Origin of the sequence: Paenibacillus sp. FSL E2-0177, from assembly GCF_037992975.1 — a bacterium.
GTDB classification, from domain to species: domain Bacteria; phylum Bacillota; class Bacilli; order Paenibacillales; family Paenibacillaceae; genus Paenibacillus_AQ; species Paenibacillus_AQ odorifer.
Map to the genome: position 1 here is coordinate 5,448,572 of NZ_CP150307.1, position 22,830 is coordinate 5,471,401.

The 22,830-nt window shown below is 44.2% G+C and carries 18 protein-coding genes; 5 read left to right on the top strand and 13 right to left on the bottom strand.

Translation table 11 applies throughout. The features are described from left to right. Positions 1-115: 115 nt before the first annotated feature. Complete coding sequence (locus MHI25_RS24345) at positions 116-490, bottom strand: hypothetical protein (RefSeq protein ID WP_076129677.1); 375 nt, start codon at positions 488-490, stop codon at positions 116-118. A 271-nt stretch (positions 491-761) separates the two neighbouring features. Between MHI25_RS24345 and MHI25_RS24350 the strand changes: the two genes are divergently transcribed. After that, positions 762-1,205 carry a carboxymuconolactone decarboxylase family protein gene (locus tag MHI25_RS24350; protein ID WP_340394508.1) on the top strand — a complete coding sequence of 148 codons (444 nt, stop codon included), beginning with the start codon at positions 762-764 and terminating at the stop codon, positions 1,203-1,205. Positions 1,206-1,384: 179 nt separating this feature from the next. Here MHI25_RS24350 and MHI25_RS24355 read toward each other — a convergent pair whose 3' ends face one another. Next, positions 1,385-1,837 carry a MarR family transcriptional regulator gene (locus MHI25_RS24355; protein ID WP_076105880.1) on the bottom strand — a complete coding sequence of 151 codons (453 nt, stop codon included), beginning with the start codon at positions 1,835-1,837 and terminating at the stop codon, positions 1,385-1,387. Between the two features lie 128 nt (positions 1,838-1,965). On the opposite strand from MHI25_RS24355, the gene MHI25_RS24360 reads away from it, so the two are divergent. The 3 genes from MHI25_RS24360 to MHI25_RS24370 are packed head-to-tail and all read left to right on the top strand — an operon-like array spanning position 1,966 to position 3,551. Then, positions 1,966-2,412, top strand: coding sequence for a GNAT family N-acetyltransferase (locus tag MHI25_RS24360; RefSeq protein WP_076185499.1), 447 nt, complete (start codon positions 1,966-1,968; stop codon positions 2,410-2,412). Then, positions 2,409-3,053, top strand: coding sequence for a hypothetical protein (locus tag MHI25_RS24365; protein ID WP_076185500.1), 645 nt, complete (start codon positions 2,409-2,411; stop codon positions 3,051-3,053). The genes MHI25_RS24360 and MHI25_RS24365 overlap by 4 nt, the downstream gene beginning before the upstream one ends. Before the next feature lie 42 nt (positions 3,054-3,095). Beyond that, positions 3,096-3,551: a GNAT family N-acetyltransferase gene (locus MHI25_RS24370; protein ID WP_076185501.1), complete on the top strand. Its 456-nt coding sequence runs from the start codon at positions 3,096-3,098 to the stop codon at positions 3,549-3,551. 204 nt (positions 3,552-3,755) lie between these two features. Here the strand turns inward: MHI25_RS24370 and MHI25_RS24375 are convergent, their stop codons facing one another. Then, entirely contained in the window at positions 3,756-4,175 is a 420-nt protein-coding gene (locus MHI25_RS24375) for an Rrf2 family transcriptional regulator (protein ID WP_036677599.1), read from the bottom strand. A gap of 294 nt (positions 4,176-4,469) precedes the next feature. Here MHI25_RS24375 and mnmA point away from each other — a divergent pair, with 294 nt between their 5' ends. After that, positions 4,470-5,591: a tRNA 2-thiouridine(34) synthase MnmA gene (mnmA, locus tag MHI25_RS24380; protein ID WP_076129704.1), complete on the top strand. Its 1,122-nt coding sequence runs from the start codon at positions 4,470-4,472 to the stop codon at positions 5,589-5,591. 367 nt (positions 5,592-5,958) lie between these two features. Here mnmA and MHI25_RS24385 read toward each other — a convergent pair whose 3' ends face one another. From MHI25_RS24385 to MHI25_RS24430, 10 genes are all read right to left on the bottom strand, one after another. Beyond that, positions 5,959-8,943, bottom strand: a complete 2,985-nt coding sequence (locus MHI25_RS24385) for a glycoside hydrolase family 48 protein (protein WP_081386463.1) — start codon at positions 8,941-8,943, stop codon at positions 5,959-5,961. Between the two features lie 32 nt (positions 8,944-8,975). After that, positions 8,976-11,708 carry a glycoside hydrolase family 9 protein gene (locus MHI25_RS24390; RefSeq protein ID WP_340394509.1) on the bottom strand — a complete coding sequence of 911 codons (2,733 nt, stop codon included), beginning with the start codon at positions 11,706-11,708 and terminating at the stop codon, positions 8,976-8,978. 292 nt (positions 11,709-12,000) lie between these two features. Further along, the gene (locus MHI25_RS24395; protein WP_340394510.1) at positions 12,001-13,851 is read right to left on the bottom strand and encodes an oligopeptide ABC transporter substrate-binding protein; all 1,851 of its coding nucleotides are present in this window, start codon (positions 13,849-13,851) and stop codon (positions 12,001-12,003) included. A gap of 19 nt (positions 13,852-13,870) precedes the next feature. Next, complete coding sequence (locus MHI25_RS24400) at positions 13,871-14,776, bottom strand: ABC transporter permease (RefSeq protein ID WP_076129671.1); 906 nt, start codon at positions 14,774-14,776, stop codon at positions 13,871-13,873. Between the two features lie 27 nt (positions 14,777-14,803). Further along, the gene (gene opp4B / locus MHI25_RS24405) at positions 14,804-15,766 is read right to left on the bottom strand and encodes an oligopeptide ABC transporter permease (RefSeq protein WP_036677612.1); all 963 of its coding nucleotides are present in this window, start codon (positions 15,764-15,766) and stop codon (positions 14,804-14,806) included. A gap of 4 nt (positions 15,767-15,770) precedes the next feature. Further along, the gene (locus tag MHI25_RS24410; protein WP_076129670.1) at positions 15,771-16,706 is read right to left on the bottom strand and encodes an ATP-binding cassette domain-containing protein; all 936 of its coding nucleotides are present in this window, start codon (positions 16,704-16,706) and stop codon (positions 15,771-15,773) included. Further along, the gene (locus tag MHI25_RS24415) at positions 16,693-17,709 is read right to left on the bottom strand and encodes an ABC transporter ATP-binding protein (RefSeq protein WP_076129669.1); all 1,017 of its coding nucleotides are present in this window, start codon (positions 17,707-17,709) and stop codon (positions 16,693-16,695) included. The genes MHI25_RS24410 and MHI25_RS24415 overlap by 14 nt, the downstream gene beginning before the upstream one ends. 379 nt (positions 17,710-18,088) lie before the next feature. Next, positions 18,089-19,393, bottom strand: a complete 1,305-nt coding sequence (locus MHI25_RS24420; RefSeq protein ID WP_076129668.1) for a replication-associated recombination protein A — start codon at positions 19,391-19,393, stop codon at positions 18,089-18,091. 295 nt (positions 19,394-19,688) lie between these two features. Beyond that, positions 19,689-19,970, bottom strand: coding sequence for a CD3324 family protein (locus tag MHI25_RS24425; RefSeq protein WP_076129667.1), 282 nt, complete (start codon positions 19,968-19,970; stop codon positions 19,689-19,691). Between the two features lie 391 nt (positions 19,971-20,361). Next, on the bottom strand, positions 20,362-22,545 hold the full coding sequence (locus tag MHI25_RS24430) for a UvrD-helicase domain-containing protein (protein WP_076193226.1): 2,184 nt from the start codon (positions 22,543-22,545) through the stop codon (positions 20,362-20,364). Positions 22,546-22,830: the final 285 nt, after the last annotated feature.

The window sequence follows — 22,830 nt, forward strand, 5'->3', positions numbered from 1 at the left end:
TTGATTCCTCTCATATGATTGTGTGAATGCCCCTAAAATACTTTATTGCGCCTAAAAAAGCAGCAATCGCCCTATTTCTTTCAGCGACTGCTGCTTAATGGTCTAAACGTTACTATTATATAGGGATAGATAATGCGGTAATCTGCGTCAATTCAGATTGAAGCACTCGCTGATCAGTAACTAGATTTCCGAACTCGTCCAGCCCATACACGGAGGTAACTACTTCTGCCAAAGGAAAAGGACTACTAATTTGTACCTCGTAAGCCAAATTGCCCCCAATGAAAAACTCTCTAATATCAGAACTCTTTGCAGGAACGTAATACCCTGTGACATAAAGCGGAGTAAGAGCTGGCATCGAATATGGAACACCAAAAACTTCGACGATCATCATTGCACTCGCATTACTTGTGTTACGAACACTGACTACTACATTACTTGCTGCAGTACCAGTTGCTCTTGTATTTGTAATAAGACCTGTTGTATAAGGCATTTCCTCACTCCTCCTCTTGGTTTCTATCAACTTATTCACCAGGAAGCCGATAGTTGTGAGGCAAGAGGAAGGGGAAACTCGTGGAATAACAGCCAATTAGACAGGTGGAAGATTATATTGATATCATTTCCGTTCCGCTTTGAGGATATGTCGGCGGGTGATTTCTGCCTTCTTATAAACAAAAATAAGTACAAATGTTCGCATATTAAGAATAATAGTGTTAAAATAAAGTTATACTATTCCTAAATTAAAGCCTAAGGAGTCTTGCCTAATGAGTCAAAGAGTTGCTTACAATGAAGTTGCACCTGAGGGTATGAAAATCATGATGGATATGGAGATGTACACCAAAAGATCTACGATTAATCGGACTACAAGAGAACTTATCAAAATCAGAGTTTCTCAAATTAACGGATGTGCTTTCTGTATAGATATGCATACATCCGAAGCTCGTAAAATGGGTGAAACTGAACAACGAATTTATTGTTTAAATGTTTGGGAGGAATGTAGTTTTTATACAACTGAAGAGAAGGTTGCTCTCGAACTAGCTGAGCATATTACGCTGATCCCTTCCAAAAGAGTTCCGGATGAGCTATATAAGCAAGTACGTGAACATTACGATGAGAAACAATATGTTGATCTTGTGCTGATTATTAATCAAATCAACAGTTGGAACAGAATTTCTATTGCAATGGGAAATACCCCCGCAGCACAATAATTAACATTAATTAACCTTAATGAACACTTTAGGGTGTTCTTTTTTTATTCTCCGCTCCGTACGTTCCACGGCTCCGTTGATATATGAATCATCTCATTAAAATGCCCTGCCAGTATAATCACTAGCAAGACATTTTTTCTTGCGATCGTGTTGGGTTAGTTCAATAACAATTGCTGATTTTAGTACTCTCTTTTATTTCCCTTTTTTACGTATTCCCACTCAACCTCAACATTTTTCCTAACTCTTTGCAAAAGTTGAAACAAGACTTCCGTTTCTTTTTCAGATAATCCTGCTAACGCAACCAAGTCGGTATGGTCCCCTTCTCTCTTCAGAAAAGAGTAGGCTTGTTTACCTTTTTCAGTTGTGAATAACCTTTTTATTTTTTTGTTTGTTTCATCGTCTTTCTTTTCAATAAAACCTTGGATTTCAAGCTTCTGAATCGCACGCGCTGCTGTTGTTCGGTCCACCTTTATCATTTCCGACAGCTTTTCTTGAATAATGCCCGGATTCTCATATATCCGGACCAGATATAAATACTGCCCCTTTGTAAGCTCTAATTCCTTGAACTCTATATTACTTATGGAATCTAATGCCCTCGCTATCATTCCAACTTCACGAAGGATCTCTTTCATTCAATCACCTACCAGTTCCAATATTGTTGTATTTACAACAATATTGATTGTATATATACTTATAATTGTCGTTAATTCATTATGACGTTTTTCCTAAAAAAAACAAATACAGAATGGAGTAAGCAAGAATGAATCTTAAAAGAATTACAATAATCGAGGAACTTGAAGCTGCATTTTCAATCAGAAAAAAAGTATTTGTTGAGGAACAAGGCGTTCCCCTTAATGATGAATTTGATGAATTCGATACACTGAATGGAGAATGTGAACATGTCCTGGCCTATTATGATGGGCAACCAGTTGCCACAGGAAGGATCCGCGTTCTTGATGGTATAGGTAAGTTAGAGCGTATTTGCATCCTAGAACCTTATCGTAAATTTGGAATTGGGAAAAAAATCATTTCTGCATTAGAAGAGATCGTGGTGGAAAAGGGGCATCAAAAAGTTAAATTGCACGGGCAAACTCAGGCGGAGGGCTTCTATAAGAAACTTGGTTATCGGGCTTCATCTACTGAATTTATGGAGGATGGCATCCCTCATCTTTTAATGACTAAAGATCTTTCTGCTTCAAAAGAATGAAGAAGTTTAGTGTAACTACGTTTTCCATTTTCACTTGCGGGATTTTCATCTTAACCCTAGGCGTTTCACTAACAATAATCTCTGACCTTGGAGCGTCACCTTTTGATGCACTTTTAGTGGGTCTATCCAAAAATGTCGGTCTTACAGTAGGCAGTTGGGAAGTGCTGATCGCATGCCTATTGATTGGATGTAATTCATGTTTATCCAAGCAAAGACCGGAATTATTAGGGCTGGTAACTGCATTCATAGCAGGCTTAGGTATTGATATGTGGCTTTTTTTGTTTAACTATCTGATCGAGCCTAATCTGTGGATCAGTAAAATTGCTTTTTATGGTTTAGGCTTAATCGCAATTGGATTAGGTACATCCATTTATTTATACGCAAATTTCGCACCGATTCCAGTGGACCGGCTAACATTAGTACTGCAAACGATAACTAGGCTTAGTATACTATTTACTAGAACAATCATTTATCTTGTTTTCTTATTTGCAGCTATTATTTTCAATGGACCTATTGGGATTGGCACTCTACTTACCATTTGTTTAGGCGGCTTAATTCTTAATTACTTTATGCCACTTACACAGAAAGCCTTGGACCGATTGCTACAACATACAACAGCGAACTCCGCTAAAGAAACTTGATATATACAACAAACCATAATCTTATCATTGGGAGTGAATAATATGGAGATTAGAATCGATAACTTAACCGGAACCGAAATCATAACATTGATCAGTGAACATCTTCAGAGCATGTTTGAGCAATCTCCCCCAGAGAGTGTACATGCGTTAAATTTAGATAAATTAAAAACACCAGAAATCACCTTCTGGAGTGCCTGGGAGCAGGGCGAACTCTTAGGTTGCGGTGCTCTTAAAGACATGGGTAGCCATCATGGTGAAATCAAATCCATGCGTACTTCTACCAAGCATCTTAGGAAGGGCATTGCATCTAAAATGCTTGCCCATATTATTAAAGAAGCTAAGCAACAAGGCTATCGGCGGCTGAGCTTGGAAACCGGATCTACTGAAGGGTTCGAAGCGGCTAGAAAACTATATGAACAATATGGGTTTGAATACTGTAGTCCGTTTGCAGATTACATTGAAGACCCCTATAGTGTTTTTATGACGAAAGAATTATAAGTACTATGGAGAGGTGCTAACTTGACTTCTAATCAATGGATACCGATTCTCGCAGCGTTTATCGGAGCCTTTTGCTGCTGGATTGCGCTCCTTAATAAACGTAAGAACAAATAGAATCACAGATAATAAAAGATAAAAAAAGACTCCCAAATGGGAGCCTAAAGGTTGATTCATAATACTGTTGAGTTATCTTTCATTGGAGATCTAAATATAAAACATGTAATTGTCAGCCAAACTCTCTTCTTTGTAGTTAATCAAATCATAAAGTGTTGTGGAATCCAGCACATCGGCAATACTGTCGCGAATACGCAACCATAAATCCCGTTTCGCTGCATCGTCCTCTTCCGTGAAGTCTACAGGAGAGATAGGACCCTCCAGCACACGGATGATATCACCGGCAGTGATAGCATTCGCCTCACGCGACAAAATGTATCCGCCATATGCACCACGAATACTTTTTACAAGTCCTGCATTGCGCAGAGGAGCAATTAGTTGCTCCAGATAATGCTCGGAAAGACCATTTTTCTCAGCGATACTCTTAAGTGAAGTTGGTCCTTCACCAAATTTCAGTGCAAGCTCCATCATAATTGTTAGTCCGTAACGACCTTTGGTTGATATTTTCAAAGGGGCACCTCTTTCAGTTTAATGTCTGATTATTGTATACTATTGATTCGGCAAGTCATTTGGATTGTCATATCAAGGTATTCCGATAATTACTCTCAGTTTATGTTATCATATCCGAAGTCACAAATGAAATGGAAAACAAAACATTTTACGAGAATGTTCACCCCAGGTGGACATTTTGTTGTTTCCAGTCTCTTATTTCAGAGGTTTAGAGTAGACAGGTATGTTATAATACATTTTGAGCCGGGTGTTCCATGAATGACCGGTATTTTGGGTACAGAAATGGTGATTACGATGACAAAAGCAAAACAAGACACCCGTGTCGTCGTCGGCATGTCCGGAGGGGTCGATTCCTCCGTCACGGCGCTTCTGCTCAAGCAGCAGGGCTATGACGTCATCGGCATCTTCATGAAGAACTGGGACGATACCGACGAATTCGGAGTATGTACGGCCGAAAGCGATGCAGAGGATGTTCGCCGCGTATGCGAGCAGATTGATATTCCTTACTATACCGTTAATTTCGAGAAGGAATACTTTGATAAGGTATTTTCTTATTTTCTCGATGAATATAAGGCCGGCCGGACGCCAAATCCTGACGTCATGTGCAACCGTGAGATTAAGTTTGGAGAATTTTTGAACAAAGCTCTTCAGCTTGGTGCCGATTATGTCGCAACTGGACATTACGCACGTGTTATAGAAGAAGATGGTGTGTACAAGCTGCTCCGCGGCGTAGACAACAATAAGGATCAAACCTATTTCCTGAATGCACTGGGGCAACATCAACTCTCTAAAACAATGTTCCCTATTGGACATCTGCCGAAACCTGAAGTGCGGAGAATTGCTGAAGAAGCAGGACTTTACACTGCCAAGAAAAAAGATAGCACAGGCGTCTGCTTTATCGGCGAGCGCAACTTCCGCGAATTCCTCAGCCAATATCTCCCGGCACAAGCTGGCGATATGGTTGACATAGTAACTGGAGAGATCAAAGGCCGCCACGACGGACTTATGTATTACACGTTAGGCCAACGCCAAGGCCTTGGTATTGGTGGCTCTGGCAACGGCGAACCGTGGTTTGTAGCTGAAAAAGATCTTAGCCGCAACATTCTTTATGTAGTACAAGGAGACAAGCACCACAGCCTGTACTCCACTAGCTTGATTGCTTCCGGTGTTAACTGGATTGACGGTCAAGCGCTTGGGCAAGAGCCGCTGAAATGCACCGCCAAATTCCGGTATCGCCAGCCAGATCAAGGCGTGACCCTTACAGCGCGTGAAGATGGAACGATTAATGTAGCCTTTGATGTTCCACAAAAAGCGATCACACCTGGTCAAGCTGTTGTCTTCTATCTCGGGGAGCAATGTCTCGGCGGCGGAACGATAGAATACGCGGAGAAGGTTGTTCCTTCAGCACAAGTGTGAATGTAAACCAAACTTCTATAAAAGCTTGATCTACAAGTAATCGTAGTGACTCACAATATCTAACTAGCATACCAAAGCACGAAATAGTTGTATTTAATACAGCAATTTCGTGCTTTTTTATTTCTTTTTGGGTTTTAGTTGCACATTGTACAGTTAAACTGAGCTTATATCTCAATAAGTATCCATATACTGATAAATAGTTGTATGAAGTGCAATTAAATTACGTTGGCGCGGCTAGAGCCTATTTTAGTTGTAGGAAATACAATTAAAATGGACATGAAGCCACAATTAGTCGCAGTGCAGTCGCTAACCAGCCAATAACAAAAAAAGCCCCAGCCAAATGGCTAGGGCTTCCCTCATTTAGACTTTAAGGCTCAAGTCCCCATGCTAGAGCACCATTCAAGTACAACGGCACATGATTCCATTCCGTGTAAGATGTTTTGGTAGGATCATACGAGTAGTCTCCAACCTCGTTGTAATTGCTCCAGTCCGTTTTGTTGACCCGGATCTGGATATCACCCGTGTTGGCTCCCGGTGCAAGACTGCCTGCACCTGCGCCGAAGGAGATTTCTAAATAATAGTCCGCTCCAGTTTTGGCAGGGTCTACCTTCACGAATGTTCCCTGTATATTACTTCCACCGATGTTAGCATAGTCAACATTAAATTGTTGAGGTTTATCGCCATCAATCGTGTAATAATACCGCAGCTTTACATCGCTAAGCGCTACAGCCGTATCCCCATTGTTAACAATTTGCAGCTGCGGGCGGAACTGATTATCTCCCGGATTGGTATCACTTGTCCGGTACTTCACCACCAAATCTCCTTGTGCCGGAATCGGTACATCCATAGGCTTGGCGTGAACCTCAGGCGAATTCGGGCTCTCTCCAACCACGTTGGAAGCACTAACTACATAGTAATAATCCGTACCGTTAACCACGGAAGTGTCACTGTAAGTAGCTTGAGTGACAACAGCCACATCGCTGTAAGGGCCACCAGTTGTTGCAGCTCTTTTCACAGTATAGCTTGTAGCTCCAGTTACGTTGTTCCAACTAAGATCTACAACTTGGTTACCAGCGACCGCACTTGGTTTGGAAGGTGCTTTTGGAGCTACTGGCTCCGTAGGCACGCTGCTGTTGATCAATCGATCGTATTCTGCATAAGCAGTTGCCATATCTACTTGCGACCAGAAGCGATGGTAGGTAAATTCAGGGGCTCCATTGTCCCATGTTTTAGTCACTTTATTAAAAGAAGTATTGTATTTGTCCAGCAGATATTGCCACTTAGAGTCATTTACGATATTTGGACGGATATCGGTATAGCTTGCATATACCCCATTTCCGCCTTTAGCAGGATCGGAAGGCACTGTTGATGTACCAGGGATTGTATTTCCTTGGCCGAATGTACCTGTCCAGCCGCTTGGGAAATAGACTTCTTTAGTGAAATAGCGAGAATAATCTGCACGGCTTTCGGTAGTTGCAATACCAATTCCATCGTTATAACCCCATGCCGTGTCTAACAAAGATTTAGCCAGTACCTGAGCTTCTCCTCCCAGAGTACTGTAGCTGCCATGTTCAGCTTTGGTGCCAGCCGCATAGAAGGTAAGTGCCTTAATATAGCTGCCCAGTACACCTGTATCTTGGCTTGGACTCTTAGTTACAGCTTTCAAGTTACTGTTTGCGGCAGAACCACTGAAGCCATTCCACGTATTAGGTTGTCCTGTCCATTCCACATTACCTGGAATCCAGAATTCTCCTGGTGCAGAGACTGTAGCCACTTGCGGATTGGCGCCTCCAAGAATTCGATTTCCTTGGCTGTTCAGATAGTAACCTTCAGCATCCGTAACTGGACGTTTGTTGGCAAAGGCATAATCTTTAGACCAATCTACCCAATTTTCTATAACTTGTTTTGCCATTTGGAAATTTTCAGATGTAGTGTCTCCGTTAGAAGCGAGGATATAGTACAGCTCTGCTACCCGCTCCACACTCCATGCCTGCATTCCGAACCAGTTATTGGATGGAGGATCGTGGTAGACTGGAGCTTCGTCATAGGCCATGCCATAAAAAGTACTGGTTCCAGCTGGATAAGCCTTGTAAGCGCCTTGATAACTATTGGTCGCTCCACCGGCAATTGCCCCTTCAGAGGACTGCAGCCAAGTATAAAATTCCAATTGACGTTTCAGAGAATTTTCCCAATCCTGCCCAGCTGTAGCTGATGACGGAATCAGACCACCATCCGAATCAGAAAGTGCGTAGGCAGCTACGACATTCTGATACCCTTGGTGGGCATGGCTCGCACCGATTCTCCAAGCCCAGTTTCCTGTTGCTCCAAGTCCACCGCCCCATGCGGTATACCAAGCCAGAAGATATTGATTGGAATCTTTGCCAGTCCCGGCATCAGGGGTGCCGTCAGTAGCTGCACTTCCTACTTTTTGGAAGTATTTATCATACATACCGTACCGCAGGAAATCGCCCATTTTCTTAGCTTTATTCAAATACACTGTATTGTTGTAGCCGAGCTCTTTAGCCCAGTACATTGCTTGTACTGCCCGTGCATCGGCATCTGTAGCATTCGTGTAACGCCATTGAGCGGAAGGCACGTTAGCTTCTTTTGTGAACAGGCTCATGAAGCCTTCGTTTGCTTTTCCGAACGTTTTGTCATCTTGAGACGGGTGAGGGACCGCCTCCCAAACGGACTCTTGTTCACCCCGTTGGAATGTATTCACATAAGCGGCTGTATGCGTAGGATTCAGCAAGTTGCCGAAGCCGTACCAGTTGTCCACGTCTACCAGCCAGTGCATCAAGTAGGTCTGGTTGTTGCCATACGTCGCCTTCAATTCAGCATCTAGCGGATCTTTACCTGCTGTATACTGGCCACCTAGCTGACTTGGATACTGATCCGGCTGAGCATGCTCCGCTGCATACGTAGCCGGGCTGTTCGGATTGTAATAACTCATGGTTGGCTGCTCTTCCTTGCCATCACCTTCGTTAATAGGGATGATATACTTCTCCATGTTGTCCCAAGCGGATTCCAGCTTAGTCCAGTCCCCTGTGTGATAACCATAGAGTACCTCAAGCCACATCCAATAACTGTAAGCTTCTGAGGTCGTCATATGTCCGTAATCAGGGGCTTCACTCATCAAGGTCTCTACCGCATGATAAGGTACTCCTTCGGCAGAGAAATAACCATTTGCGGGGTCTTTTAGCTGCGCATATAATTGCAGAAATCGCGTCTGCTCCGTAGTTGAAGCGTGAGCAGTCTGAGGTCTAAAATTAAATAGACCGGTCATGAGTGAGAGAAATAGGACTGCGGCCATTATTACAGAAACAGGCTTCTTTATTAAGCTCAATTTCATCATCTTAGGCAAGCTCCCTCTCTTGGATATATTTATGGTTCTAAGCCCCATACAAGTGTTTCACCTTGATAAAGTGTAACCTTATTCCAATCGGCAAATGTCTGCTGAACCGCGCTGTAGGAATAATCATCCGTTTCATTATAATCCGTCCAGTCCGTCTTATTGGTGCGAGCCTGAATCTCGCCGCTATCTCCACCAGGCGCTATACTTCCAGCCCCTGCACCAAAAGAAATCTCCAGATAATAATCCGCGCCCGTACTGGCGGGATTCAGCTTAACAAAACTGCCGCTTAAATTACCACTGCCCACTACAGCATAATCACAATGAAACTGTTGTGGTTTATCCCCATCCACAGTGAAATAATAACGCAGCTTCAGGCCGCTAAGTGCCACAGACTCGGTTCCTGTATTCATAATTCGGAACTGAGGGCGCAGCTGTCCATCACTGGCATTCGTATCATTCGTACGATATTGCACCTTCAAATTTCCCGTTGTGGGCTGTGTCGGTTCTTGGGGTTTAGCACTAACCTGTATAGATGGCAAGCTCTCCCCTACACTATTCGTGGCAGTGATCACATAATAATAAGTGGTTCCGTTCACCCGTCCACTATCCATGTAATCCGTTCCCGTGACATTCTCAAGCACCGTATACGGGCCTCCACTCACTTCACTGCGTTTAACGGTATATTCACTGACCCCGCTAATCGCATTCCAAGTCAAATGGACAGTCCCATTACCTGCTACAGCCTGAACATTAGTCGGACGTGCAGGGACTTGAGGTTCTCCAGGTTGTCCGCCACCCGCTGGAAGTTCTCCATACATGTGTACACCTGCATCAAACACCGGAATGTTCGCAGTTTTTACAGGAGTTACTCCTTGAGCTGCCACCCCTTGGAATGAAAAATCATTAGTATTATTCCAGAAGTTAGTGTTCAGCGGAGCTGCAATTCGGAATTGAATCTCCTTACGATGAGCAGATTGTCCACCCGGATAAATCAAAGTACCTGTAAAATCGATCTTAGTATAGTAGATATGGTTAGCTGCATCGTAAGGCTGAAGTGCAGACACCGTTCCACCCTGATTGTAGCCTCCCGCTGTAACCGTAATATCCTCAGGACCATAACCAGCCGCTATCGCTTCACTAAGATCCACATAATAGTTAAAAGACATCTCTTTACTGGCCCTTGCCGGCCAGCCCGTACGGTTATTCAGCAATGCTCGAATCTCTACAAAGTTGCTGCCACTAGCATTCACAGAGGCTTCGACAAACATCTCATCTTCACGTGTCTCTGCAGGTGGAAATTGTGCAAGGGGCTGTTGCCCTTGTCCATGCAGCAGCACCATTTTTGCAATAGCTCCTGTAAAAGCTGCATTGTAATCGGTTGCAACTTCATTCGAGACATAATCGTTAATGGAGTCGGTGTAGCTGTCTGTTTTGGACGGGCCTCCAACTAGCGCTCCGTACAAGACATGGCGATGATTTACCGGAACGCTCTGACTATCATTCCATGATCCATGTGAGGTTCGATGATGGGGATGCTGAGGAGAATTGTTACCAAAACCGATAACATAACTGCTGTTTCGTGGATTGTCGCCAAGCATATACGTAATTTGTCTCTCCGCGAAAGAGCGCGCCGTATCTTTCTTCACCGGATCGCTCACCCAGTCTGAGTAAACGAAGGCCATAAAAGCCTGATTGGCTGCATAACGCAATGCGCCCCATTGATCCAGATGGGCTAGTCCGCCAGGTGTATAGGCAACACGGTCACTTGTTCCACCCACTCCAGTCGTCCAATACTGCATATTCCGTTCAGTGGATTGAATGAACTTGGTCTGCCCGGTGATTCGTGCCAACAGTAATTGAGCGCCATAATGCTTGTCGTCCCAAGACTGTGTCCACTGATACCCCCAGTTTCCAGCCTGATTCGTTCCCCATTGATCGCTTGCTGCAATAGCCTTATTGAGATACTGCTGATCGTTAGTCGCCAAATACAACCAGACAGCCCCCCAGCTCAATTCATCCGCGTAACCGCTCCAAGAATTATAATATTGTTTGACGTCGGTAATGCTGTCGGAATAGGAGCCGCGATAAGTGTCTGCAAAATTGTAAAGCTGTTTAGCATGCAGCAGCAGCTTGTCCGCGTATACGGCATCCGTATCCCTGAAAATAATGGATGCTGAAGCTAACGCTGCAGCTGTTTCTGCGGCAAGATCTGATCCGGGATGAGTGGCATCAATTTTGTAGGAAGGTCTCTGCATCTGCATGACTTCTGCGGGTCCCCACCAATTATGATCGGTTGTTCCGTTACCAACTTGTCCCCACAGCTCGTTAGGAGCGGTATGAGCTTTTACAAAATAATCGGTTGCCCAGCGAATATTGTCTAAAATTTCCTCCAGCTGCCCAGACCCCTGATATCCTTGCTTGTACTCATAAACTGACCACGCCAGCATCGTTGTAGAATAAGCCATAGGCAAACCGAATTTAACGTGATCACCGGCATCGTACCAACCACCAGTCAGATCATGTCCCACATCCGTCCCGTCCAAAAGACCGGAATCGCCCCGCCATTCCACCCGATTGTTATCTGGCAATTCACCAGACCGCTGGGTTTCGTAGAAATAAATAGATTTTTGTAGAACCTCCGCATAGTTGTAGTCTCCGGCCGCTGCCTCTGCTATCGCCGGTTGAAATGCAGCATTTGAACAAAATGTAAGCGTAAACAACAAACTGAACACCAGTCCTTGTTTCCTATACCTCTTGATCATTTCTACTGCCCCTCTCTTCAGTGAATGCCACAAGAAAGATTACACCTCAGTCCCGTAACACCTCCCTCACTTGAATCAGGTACCCGTCATTGCGATCATCCACTCACCTCACTCTAAGAGCTATATTTAAGCGAAAGTTTCGCTCTCACCCAAAATATACCATATCTTTCATTAAAACACTATATTTTTACAGTAAATAATGCACAAAATATAGGAATTATTGTTAATTTAATGAAAAACAAAAAACAGCAGCTCAGGATCTCTCCTTGAACTGCTGTTCATTAATACCCTCTTACTGAGCTACCGCAGCTTTATCTGCAGAAACCGCAATGTCGTTATAATAGATTCCAACTCCATCACCAACAGCCCAATAATTCAGGACGCGGTTATTAACCGGCACTATTACAGCACGATAAAGTGTTGGGAATACTGGAATCTCGTCAACCATAAATTGTTGCCACTCTTTATAGATTTCTTTACGTTTGTCTACATCAAATGCAGCCTCGGATATCCCTTCGGCGAGCAAACGATCGTTCTCTGCACTCGAGTAACGTGGGAAGTTATAGATTGCATCTTTGCCATACAGACCTGATGGGTCAACGTCAATCCCTACACCCCAAGCGCCTTGGTACACATCAACAGTAGGATCATCCTCACCATTTTGACCTATGCGATCATAGAAGGTATTAAACTCTACCATTTCCAAAGTTACATTCAGACCAATCGCTTTCCAGGATTGTACATAATATTGAGCCAACGGCTCAGCAATGTCTCCACCAGTCATCGAAATGAAATTAATCTTCAGCTCGCTGCCATCTGGATTCGTTCTAAATTCACCGTTTAGTTTGTAACCAGCGTCATCCAGGATCTTCTTAGCTGCTTCTGGATCATAAGCTACACCTGGATTGGAAGCATCATGGAATTCAGGATGGGAAGGTGGAATCAAGGTAGTCGCATTCCAACGCAGACCATTATAGAACTTTTTACCAACAGTATCATTGTCAACCGCTGCCCACATTGCTTTACGAAGATTCACATCCGCCATTTTAGCTTTAGGATCGGTAACAACCTCTTTTTTCGTTGCATCCCATTTACCAAGCTTAAAGCCTATATACGTATAAGCACGATCAACCGCACCCAGGAATTCAACGTTTGACATCTTTGCATTATCAGGGTATTGATCAATAGGGAAGGAATCCACCAAGTCAACTCCACCAGATTTCAGTTCTTGTACAATCGTTGTTGGGTTGATAACCTTCAAAATTACTTTATCCAGTTTAGGGGCTCCGCGCCAGTAATCTTCATTCTTAACAAATACTACAGACTCACCAGGAACGATACTCTCTACTTTAAAAGCTCCGAAGCCAATTGGCTTTTGGCGGACTTCAGGGGAAGAGGAGATTTTGGCAACATCCATGCCGCCAAAGATATGTTTGGCTAATGGATAAATCCATACGCTACCCGTTAACAAGGAAGGTGTAGATTGCTTATAAGTAATTTGCAGTTTCTTATCACCCAGCACTTTAATCCCGGATATGGTTTTGGCCTTACCGGAATGGTACTCATCCATGCCTTCAATATTAGTGAAGTCAGAACCGTAACGAGGACCATCATAAGCAGGATTACCAATAACTTCATGGGCGAACAACCAGTCTTCAGCTGTTACTGGTTTACCATCCTGCCAGTTTACATTGTCGTGAATCGTAAAGGTAAAGGTACGTCCATCTTCTGCAACTTCATAAGTAGCCGCACCATCATTAGTATAAACATAGTCTTTATCCCAAGTTAACAAACCTTCATCAAACCAGTTCAGAACTTGAGCATCTGGATCTCCAGAATAGAAGTTCCAGTTCAAAGTGCCTTCAAATGGACTATCGGAAACAAGTCCAAATGTAATTGTCCCTCCGTCAATAGCTTCACCTTGGTTAGTCTTAACGTTACTGAAATCTTTAATGTTATAAAGTCCGTCTTCTGCCTCAGGCGCGGCCGTTGCTTCTGCGGTTGCCGCAGGTGCGCTGGCGTTAGGAGCTGCTGTTGATTCAGCCGCTTCGTTGTTGTTCTTGGAGCCGCAAGCCGCAAGAGCGAACAACATTACAAACATTAATGAAACTAGTAAAGCTTTTGAACGAATGGCTTTTCTCATTTAATCATTTCCTCCCTTATTATCCTTTTCTTTGTCTTGCGTCGGTCGCACGTTTAAGCGCTTGACCCACATTATTTATACTCAACATCAATACCAGGATCAGCAATGATGCGGGTAACCAGATCCACCATCTGAACTCAAGAGTCTGCGGATTTCTCGCATAGCTTACTAGAGTACCCAGACTGGGTGTACTTTCTGGAAAACCAAAACCTAGAAAGGATAGGCCTGATTCCAATCCAATATTAGCTGCCAGATTCAAGGTCATTGTTACGATAATGATTGAGCTTAAGTTCGGCAGAACTTGCGTGAACATAATTTTTAGATTGGAGGAGCCTAGGGTCTTAGATGCCTGAACATAATCCAATTCCTTCTCTTGCAATGTCTTGGAACGAATTAGCCTGGCAATCCCCATCCAAAGAAATGCTGTCATGATAAAGGAGAAGGTCAACGTATTGTATTTAGGAACTGCGCTGACAAAAGCTATAACAATCATTAAAAAAGGTAGAATCATGAAGAAATCCACAATACGCATCGCGACATTATCTACCGTTCCCCCAAAGTAACCTGAGACTAAACCTACCAGAATACCGATAATTCCCGTAAAAAATGTAACCATAAAGGCAATAGACATGGAATTTCGTGTTCCTATAATTAATTGACCGAATACATCCCGTCCTCCATAATCAGTCCCCAGCCAATGCACAGCCGAAGGCTTCTCATATAGGGCGAACAAGTCAACCGTGACAATTTCTTTCTGATCTAAAAATAAGGAGATCCCATATACAGCAGCAATAATCGTAAATAGGAAAATCAATGAGACCAGTGCCAGCTTATCCCGCACCATCTCCCGCCAAACAATTTTGAAGCCCGATGGACTTTTATCAGTTTCCTGCAGCAGAGCTATCTCTGCGCTCGTCTTTGCCATTTCATTCACCCCAAAGTGTTCATCTTCTTATTTAATCCGGATACGAGGATCTACGATACTTAAAATAATGTCTGATAACAACGCACCGACGATGGAAGCAACCCCATACAGAAGAACGAGGGCTGTTACCACGCTGAAATCCCGAATCGTTATCGAACTTAGAAACAGCAAACCCATTCCTGGATAGCTGAAAATCGTTTCAACGAACACCGTACCACCGATTAGCCCAGTGATCTCATATCCAAAAAATGCAGCGATCGGCAGCAAGGAGTTTCTCAAAATATGACGATTGTATACGCGTGACTCCGAAGCCCCTTTAGCTCTAGCAGTGAGAATGAAATCTTTTTGCTTCGTATCAATGATCTCATTTCTCAGATATTGGACGGTCCCAACCGTTGCAATTAGCGCCATAGATAACGCAGGCAGAAGCAGATGGTAGAATTTACTCCAGAAGTGACTTAGTGTACCTGGAACTTCCCCGGGACTGACACTGCCGCTGGTAGGAAACCAATGAAAATGAAATCCGAAAACCCATACCATTAAAAGTGCAAAAATAAACAATGGTGCAGCAAATCCAATATAGGTATAGCCAGTTATCAAGCGATCCAGCCACGAATCGTTATAACGTCCGCTGGTAATACCAAGCGGGATAGCAATAAGGTATGTAAGAATCAGCGTAACAATGGCCAGCCAAAGTGTATTCATCAGGCGTTGTCCGATTAGCTCTGAGACCGGCATTTTGAAACGGAAGGACTGGCCGAAATCCCCTTGTATCGCTTTAGTGATCCAATCCCAGTACTGGATGTACCATGGATCATTTAGACCGAGCTTTTCTCTCATCGCATCAATGGCCGCCGGATCAATATTCGGATCGAGCATTCCTGAGAGTGCGTCACCAGGCATCGCCTTCGCCATAAGAAAAACAAGAATACTTAATAGAACTACTTGAGGGATCATTATAAGAATTCTACGAACGATAATCTTCCACATATTCTCAACCTTTCTCAGGCAAGGCTACCAGATGAGTCTCGGAAATTGATTTTAATGGATAAGCCATGCCTTCTTCATCAAAATAATTCCGGTGCGCTTGTTCATATTCCTTGCTTACTGATTTTCTGAATGCCGTCTGCTTTTCTCTCTGTTTCGGATCAATATCAGGAATGGCGGCAATGAGTCGTTTGGTATAAATATGCTGAGGATTGTCAAAAATATCTTTAGCAGTCCCTTGCTCCACATGTCGTCCTTTATACATAATCCCTATGTGATCGCACATATGCCTGATGATCCCGAGATCATGACTGATAAATAGAAAAGTAAGATTCAGCTCTTTTTGAATGTCCTGCATGAAGTTAAGCACCTGTGCCTGTACTGAGACATCTAGCGCAGATACCGGCTCGTCAGCAATAATAAGTTTTGGCTTGAGTGCAATTGCTCTGGCAATTCCGATCCGCTGCCGCTGGCCGCCAGAAAATTCATGCGGATATTTCAGGATGTTCTCAGGACTTAAGCCTACTTGTAAAAGCAATTCCTGCACCCGGCGTTTTTCTTCCCCTGGAGACATTTTTTCGAAATTACGCAACGGTTCTGCAATAATATCGAGTACACGCTTCTTAGGATTTAAGGAAGAGTACGGATCCTGAAAGATCATCTGAATGTCTTTGCGGACATTTCTTTGCTTTCGTACACCCCTCAAGGCCAAATCTTGCCCTTCAAAAATCACGCTGCCGCTAGTAATAGAATTAAGACCTATAATCGCGCGACCCGTTGTCGTCTTTCCGGAACCAGATTCACCAACCAGACCATAGGTTTGCCCAGCTTCAATGGTAAAATTAACATTATCGACAGCCTTAACTACGCCAACTTCCCTTCGAAAAACACCGCCGTGGATCGGAAAATGTACTGCTAAATTTTTAACCTCAAGAAGTCCCATTGTGGATTGCCTCCTCGTTAGTATCAGGGAAATGGAAATTGTTATAACAGGTGCAGCGAACGAAATGTCCGGGTGCGACTTCATGCAGCTGTGGGTTCTCCTCATGCTCCGATTCAGGAATCCAAGGTGTCCGTGCCGAGAAACGGCAGCCCTTACGCGGAAGGTTTTGCAGTGGTGGAACAATCCCCTGAATCACATGCAACCTGGATTTTTCTTCTTTTGCCGTTGGAATGGAGTTTAATAAGGATCTCGTATATGGATGTTTCGGATTAGACGTCAACGTAAAAATATCTGCGATTTCGACGATTTGTCCGGCATACATCACCGCAACACGGTCAGCCATTTCGCTTACAACCCCTAAGTCATGAGTGATTAAGATAATGCCTGCTTCCATATCGTTTTTTAATTTTTTAATAAGTTCAAGGATTTGTAATTGGATAGTCACATCTAGTGCTGTGGTAGGCTCGTCGGCGATCAAAAGCTTGGGTCCATTGGCTATCGCAATGGCGATAACCACCCGCTGCCTCATGCCACCGGATAATTCGTGGGGGTACTGCTGATATGTATGCTCGGGACGGGAAATTCCAACCTTGGTCAAAAGATCAATGACCTTCTCTTTTCGCTGTTTCTTAGAAAGCTTGGAATCATGTAGGATAAGTACTTCTTCAATCTGTGAACCGATGATCATTAGCGGGTTTAAAGCGGATAAAGGATCTTGAAAAATCATAGACATTTCTTGCCCGCGCAGCTTGTTTAGTGCAGCAGGAGACATAGTAACGATGTCCTGGCCCTTGTATTTGATTTGTCCGTCAATTCTGGCTCTGGTATGCAGCCCCATAATGGAAAAGGCGAGCGCACTTTTTCCTGAACCAGATTCTCCAACGATAGCCAGAATTTCATTTTTGCGAACAGACAGGGTAACATCATCAACCGCAGCATAATAGTCGTCTGCAATTCTGAACGATGTCGACAAATTTTTGATTTCTAGTAGTTCTTCGCCCATATTCATCACCCTAACGACAAGGATTTCAAAATTAACACAATGAAAATATTATGTAAATTTTGATATAAATAGTGTTGATTTTCATGAAACATTTTGAAATAACCAATGTGATGATAATTAACACTGTTAAGAATACTACCAGTAGTTCAATCGGAAATAAAAATGAACATCTCGTAACTTTGTAGTTCATTTTAATTAACTTATGGTAAATTATCAATCTTTTCCTATAAAAAATTTTCAATCGATGTGATTAAAAGTAACGTAGGCAACAAAAAAACGGCTCTAGGCCGCCTTTTTTTGGGAATTATTTAGTTCGACTGAAAGTTAAAATCTTTGGCTTTCCAGCATGAAATTGGAAGGTATTACAGTCGCTAGCTGCTTACTGCTCCCGCCGAAGCTTTTGATTATGACGAATCTTAATCTCATTTCCTTGCTCAGTAGCTTGATAAAAAACACGCTGAGAAATCTCCTTAGGTAAATACTCTTGCTTCACATAATGCCCCGGAAAATTGTGCGGATATTGATATCCTTCATGCCCTAACGCAGTTGCACCTTTATAGTGCGTATCACGCAGATGCAGCGGTACCTCCGCTGATTTGATCTCATCCATACTTGCCATTGCATTGGAAATAGCCATAACCACAGCATTAGACTTCGGACTTTCCACTGCAAAAAGAATAGCTTGGGCAATGTTCAGCTTCGCCTCTGGCCAACCATTGTTTCGATACGCATCCAGCGCACTCACCGCTTGAACCATAGCTTGGGGATTAGCCAAGCCGATATCCTCACTGCTGGCTGCAATCAGGCGCCGAATAAAAGTCATAGGGTCCATTCCAAGCTTTTCTACCGCATACAGAAACCAAAACAACGCGGCGTCGCTGGAACCGCGAATACTTTTATGAAAAGCGGATAGCACATCATACTGCGTAGATTCATCAGCCTTCACAATGGGGCGCCGAATGGATTCTTCCGCCACCTCCAGCGTGATATGAACACTTCCATCAACTTGCGGCGCGGTAGTCAGGGCTGCAAGCTCCAGCGCATTTAGTGCCCGCCGGATGTCTCCATTAGCCATTGTTGCAATATGCAACAAAGCCTCCTCATCAACCTGAAGCTCCATAAATCCAAGACCTTTCTCTTTGTCCGCCAAGGCTCTGCGCATCGCGATCAAGCTGTGTTCACTCGTTAATGCCTCCAGCTGAAATAAGGTGGATCGGCTCATAAGCGCCCCATTAACATAATGGAACGGGTTCTCTGTAGTCGCTCCAATGAAGGTAATAGTCCCTTTTTCTACTGCTGGCAAAAGCGCATCCTGGCGTGAGCTATTAAATCGATGCACCTCGTCCAGGAACAGGATCGTCTTAGTGCCGTACAATGTTTGATTGTTCTGAGCTCGCTCAATAACCTCCCGTACATCCTTCACGGTAGCTTCCACCGCATTCAGACGTACGAACTCTCCTTGCGTGTGATGAGAAATAATATGCGCGAGTGTCGTCTTGCCGCATCCCGGGGGGCCATAGAGCAAAATCGAAGAGACTTGATCCGCCTCAATCGCTCTTCGCAGCAGCTTCCCCCGACCTATGATATGCTCTTGACCAATATATTCATCAAGATTCTCCGGTCTCATCCGGTCCGCAAGCAGCCGTCCGCCCCCGGTGTCCTCTCCGAAAGAAAATAAATCCATAACTCCACTTCCTTGCTATATTCTTGTAAAAGCTCAATGTAAATCCCTCTCTATCATACCATATCACAGGGAAGGATTAGGATGTCCTGCCGGTTCAAGGTAACAGTATCAGCATAGACTTATTTTACGCCAAAATAAAAAGAGCATGATCTCGTCTTAGAAAGGCGGGAGCCATGCTCTTTTTTCAAAATATAAGAAAGTATAGGTTTCACACTACACTTTATCCTTATGATTTCTCGCATAACGCTTACCGTCCTTCTAAGGACACCAGAGGCGTTTATGCTTGAATTGCAAGCTAGCAATTTACTGCCAGCCGCATTTTTGATATGATTTTACGAATGCTTTCTTCCGATAGATGGTACTTCTTCTGAAGTTCCGCTACGGAATCACCGCTTCGATGACAACTGAAAATTTCCTTGTTCCGGTTCGCTATTTCTTTCCTCGAACCGCTGTTCTCGCCCCATCGAACCCGCTCTTCCGTCTTCTTTGGGATGTAGAGCAGTTCACCTTGGATGTATCCCTGAAGCTCTTCGAGCAAGCCAGGGGGGAGCACATCCTTCCCATTTACATAACTCAACTTGCATTTCCTCCTTCAACAGGTGTGTCCCTATGCGTCGGTCAACTAAGTTTTTAGTTATAATCACGTCACCTGCCTCCTTTCTTCTCCTCATATTTGGAAAAATCCGTAATTTCATTATATAAAAACCTTTTGGTAGCGTCTACATTCGATTTCATAAATTTCGTTCTTATGGATAAGTGTGGTACTTCTTATGTTAGTAATAAGGAGGCCGTAAGGCCTCCTCGCTTTAAGCAGGTTTCCGTCTTAAACGGAAACCACCTCGTATACTGAAATCATTTCAATCAGCCTCCTTCCAGAAGTGTTCTTGCCCGGCCGGACACTTATTATTAAGCCATACCTATGGGGGAGTTACAAGACCAAGAACAGTTATAACCATTCTCCACCAGTCTTATTCTCCCTCAGAATCGCTTCCAGCCGCCGTTTGCACATAGGAAGGAACTTCCCCATTATGGAGCAGCCACAGCTCATGGAGAGCACGTGTACAGCCGACATACATCAGCTTCGCGTCCCAAGCCGTCGCTCCATAATGGTCTTGATCGGCATCTGCTAAGATCACCGCATCGAACTCCAAACCTTTTGATAAATAGACAGGCAGCACCGATAACCCGCCCTGATATTGCGTCATACTGCCATCAATCAGATGAATATCTTCAAAATGCTGTGCCAGCTCCGCATATAGTTCTGCAGCCTCATGAAGATTTCTTGTTAGGACAGCCACCGTACGGTATTCCCTTCCTGACAGAGACTTCAGTGCAGAGGTTATTGTCCGCAAGCGAGCTTGCTCATCAGCCACCAGTTCCCCGGCATCCTCGCCATAGGCGATCATACGCACGGGATCTCCACTACGAAACACAGGAACAGCCAGCAATGAGCTCTCCACACCTGAAGATAGAATTCCATTAGCGAAGTCTATAATTTCCATAGTAGAACGATAGCTGCGTGTCAGCGCGTGATAAGCCGTGTTCTCAGGTGCAAACAACGTCTGCATCTCTTCCCACGCGTGTACGCCTTTATAGGCATGTATGCCCTGCGAGAGATCACCCAGGATCGTAAAGGAATGGCCTCGCACATATAAATCCAGAACGGCAATTTGGAAAGGTGAAAAATCCTGAGCCTCATCGATTACTACATGGTCAAAGCGAGTAACGCCCTCATCACCATTCAAAAGATAATGGATATACAGCAGCGGAGGTAAATCCTCTTCACGTATGATGCCTTTTTTCAGCTCTTTTGCCGTTTCCTTCAGTACAGCTGCCGGAATTTCCTCAGGCGGTTCAACCGGCCAATCCTCAGGAAGTTTAGCTGCTCGGAAAATTTGCTTATAGATCGTTAATGGATCATATTTAGGCCATTTGGCACTATAAGCCTTCTCTCGCTGCGCGCCTTTTTTCTTGCGATCCTTCATAGCAGCAGCTGACGGACTCTTCTTCAGTTCCATCTCAATCCAGCGATGAATCCGCGCCATTACCCGTTCCTTGCGCTTGGCTGGAGGATAGGGAGCATACTCCTCATTATGCCAGCGCAAAATCATAGAACGGCGTAGCACCGCACCCTCCCACGGGCTAAAATCACCCTCAGGTACAGAGCTGCTTTCCAATAGCTTGATGCTGGACTCTATGATTCCCATCAGCACCGTGGAACCCTTGAGGCGCCCCGGCGTCTCTTCTGTAATTACCGGCATGCCGCCAGGGGTTTCGAACCAGCGGTTCATCGTCTCTGTCGCATCCTGTTCCGGCAATTCCAGTCCTAGTACATTAGCCGCCCAATCCGGAAATGTACTTTGAGCAATATTACCTACCCCGAGCTCAGGCAATACGTCCGAGATGTAATCCAAAAACATCCGGTTTGGTGCAAAAATGATCATTTTTTCCGCAGAAACCTGATCCTTGTATTGATACAGCAGAAAAGCAAGCCTGTGCAGTGCAACGGTTGTTTTACCGCTTCCTGCCACGCCCTGAATGATTAGCGCTGTATTTTTGGCAGCACGGATAATCTTGTCCTGCTCCTCTTGAATGGTCGATACGATATCCCGTAGACGATTATCCTTGTTCTCCCCAAGTCGATAGACGAGAAACTCATCTGATACAATCGGTGCATCGCTTTCCCGATTGTACGTATCCGCGACCCGCTCCAGAATTTGCTTCCGAATCACCACGTTGCGTTTGAGGTATACTAGCCCCTCTATTAGTCCCTCAGGGGCTTCATAGGAGGCTGGCTCGGTACCGCCGGTAAACGAATAAAACAGGCTTGCTACCGGTGCGCGCCAGTCGATGACTAGCGGACGGTCGCTTACCTGCTCACGGTCTACGCCGATTTTGCCTATATAGAGTGCCTTCCGTTCATTCTCATCATTGCCTTGAAAATCAAGCCGTCCGAAATAAGGCTCCTGCCTAAGCTTAGCAAGATCTTTGCGCTTCTGATCACGGTTCGCTTCCAGCACCTGTTCCGTATAGTCATGTCCCGTGTACACTGGTGTCTGCTGGAGCTTCTCCAGCAAAGTGTCAATTTCAGTAAGCGCTTGATTCAGCCTGTCTTCTTCCTCTTGATAGGCACTTTGAAAGTTGTCTTCCAATTTCAGTTACCTCCTAAAAGTTTATCGAGCTTAAATTTTCATGCTCCTACGCCCATTTCTCACGCAAAAGGATACCCATTGTAGCACAATCAGCACTTAAATACCAAATCTTTCAAATGATTTGACTAAACTTAACTTATAAGTTCTTCAACCTCTAAAGCCCTTTAGTGCTCCTTAGCATGCACAAGCGCCGAATGTTTGAGACAAACCAAAGGCTTTTTTGCCTTTGGTTTCAGCGTTCGCACGCATTTAGCTCCGAGCAGAGGCTTTTTTGCCTTTGGTTTC

Excerpts from the sequence above, each read along its gene's own strand:
- MHI25_RS24345 (WP_076129677.1), bottom strand. The coding sequence starts at position 490 with ATGCCTTATACAACAGGTCTTATTACAAATACAAGAGCAACTGGTACT.
- MHI25_RS24350 (WP_340394508.1), top strand. The coding sequence starts at position 762 with ATGAGTCAAAGAGTTGCTTACAATGAAGTTGCACCTGAGGGTATGAAA.
- MHI25_RS24355 (WP_076105880.1), bottom strand. The coding sequence starts at position 1,837 with ATGAAAGAGATCCTTCGTGAAGTTGGAATGATAGCGAGGGCATTAGAT.
- MHI25_RS24360 (WP_076185499.1), top strand. The coding sequence starts at position 1,966 with ATGAATCTTAAAAGAATTACAATAATCGAGGAACTTGAAGCTGCATTT.
- MHI25_RS24365 (WP_076185500.1), top strand. The coding sequence starts at position 2,409 with ATGAAGAAGTTTAGTGTAACTACGTTTTCCATTTTCACTTGCGGGATT.
- MHI25_RS24370 (WP_076185501.1), top strand. The coding sequence starts at position 3,096 with ATGGAGATTAGAATCGATAACTTAACCGGAACCGAAATCATAACATTG.
- mnmA (WP_076129704.1), top strand. The coding sequence starts at position 4,470 with ATGACAAAAGCAAAACAAGACACCCGTGTCGTCGTCGGCATGTCCGGA.
- MHI25_RS24385 (WP_081386463.1), bottom strand. The coding sequence starts at position 8,943 with ATGAAATTGAGCTTAATAAAGAAGCCTGTTTCTGTAATAATGGCCGCA.
- MHI25_RS24390 (WP_340394509.1), bottom strand. The coding sequence starts at position 11,708 with ATGATCAAGAGGTATAGGAAACAAGGACTGGTGTTCAGTTTGTTGTTT.
- MHI25_RS24395 (WP_340394510.1), bottom strand. The coding sequence starts at position 13,851 with ATGAGAAAAGCCATTCGTTCAAAAGCTTTACTAGTTTCATTAATGTTT.
- MHI25_RS24400 (WP_076129671.1), bottom strand. The coding sequence starts at position 14,776 with ATGGCAAAGACGAGCGCAGAGATAGCTCTGCTGCAGGAAACTGATAAA.
- opp4B (WP_036677612.1), bottom strand. The coding sequence starts at position 15,766 with ATGTGGAAGATTATCGTTCGTAGAATTCTTATAATGATCCCTCAAGTA.
- MHI25_RS24410 (WP_076129670.1), bottom strand. The coding sequence starts at position 16,706 with ATGGGACTTCTTGAGGTTAAAAATTTAGCAGTACATTTTCCGATCCAC.
- MHI25_RS24415 (WP_076129669.1), bottom strand. The coding sequence starts at position 17,709 with ATGGGCGAAGAACTACTAGAAATCAAAAATTTGTCGACATCGTTCAGA.
- MHI25_RS24420 (WP_076129668.1), bottom strand. The coding sequence starts at position 19,393 with ATGGATTTATTTTCTTTCGGAGAGGACACCGGGGGCGGACGGCTGCTT.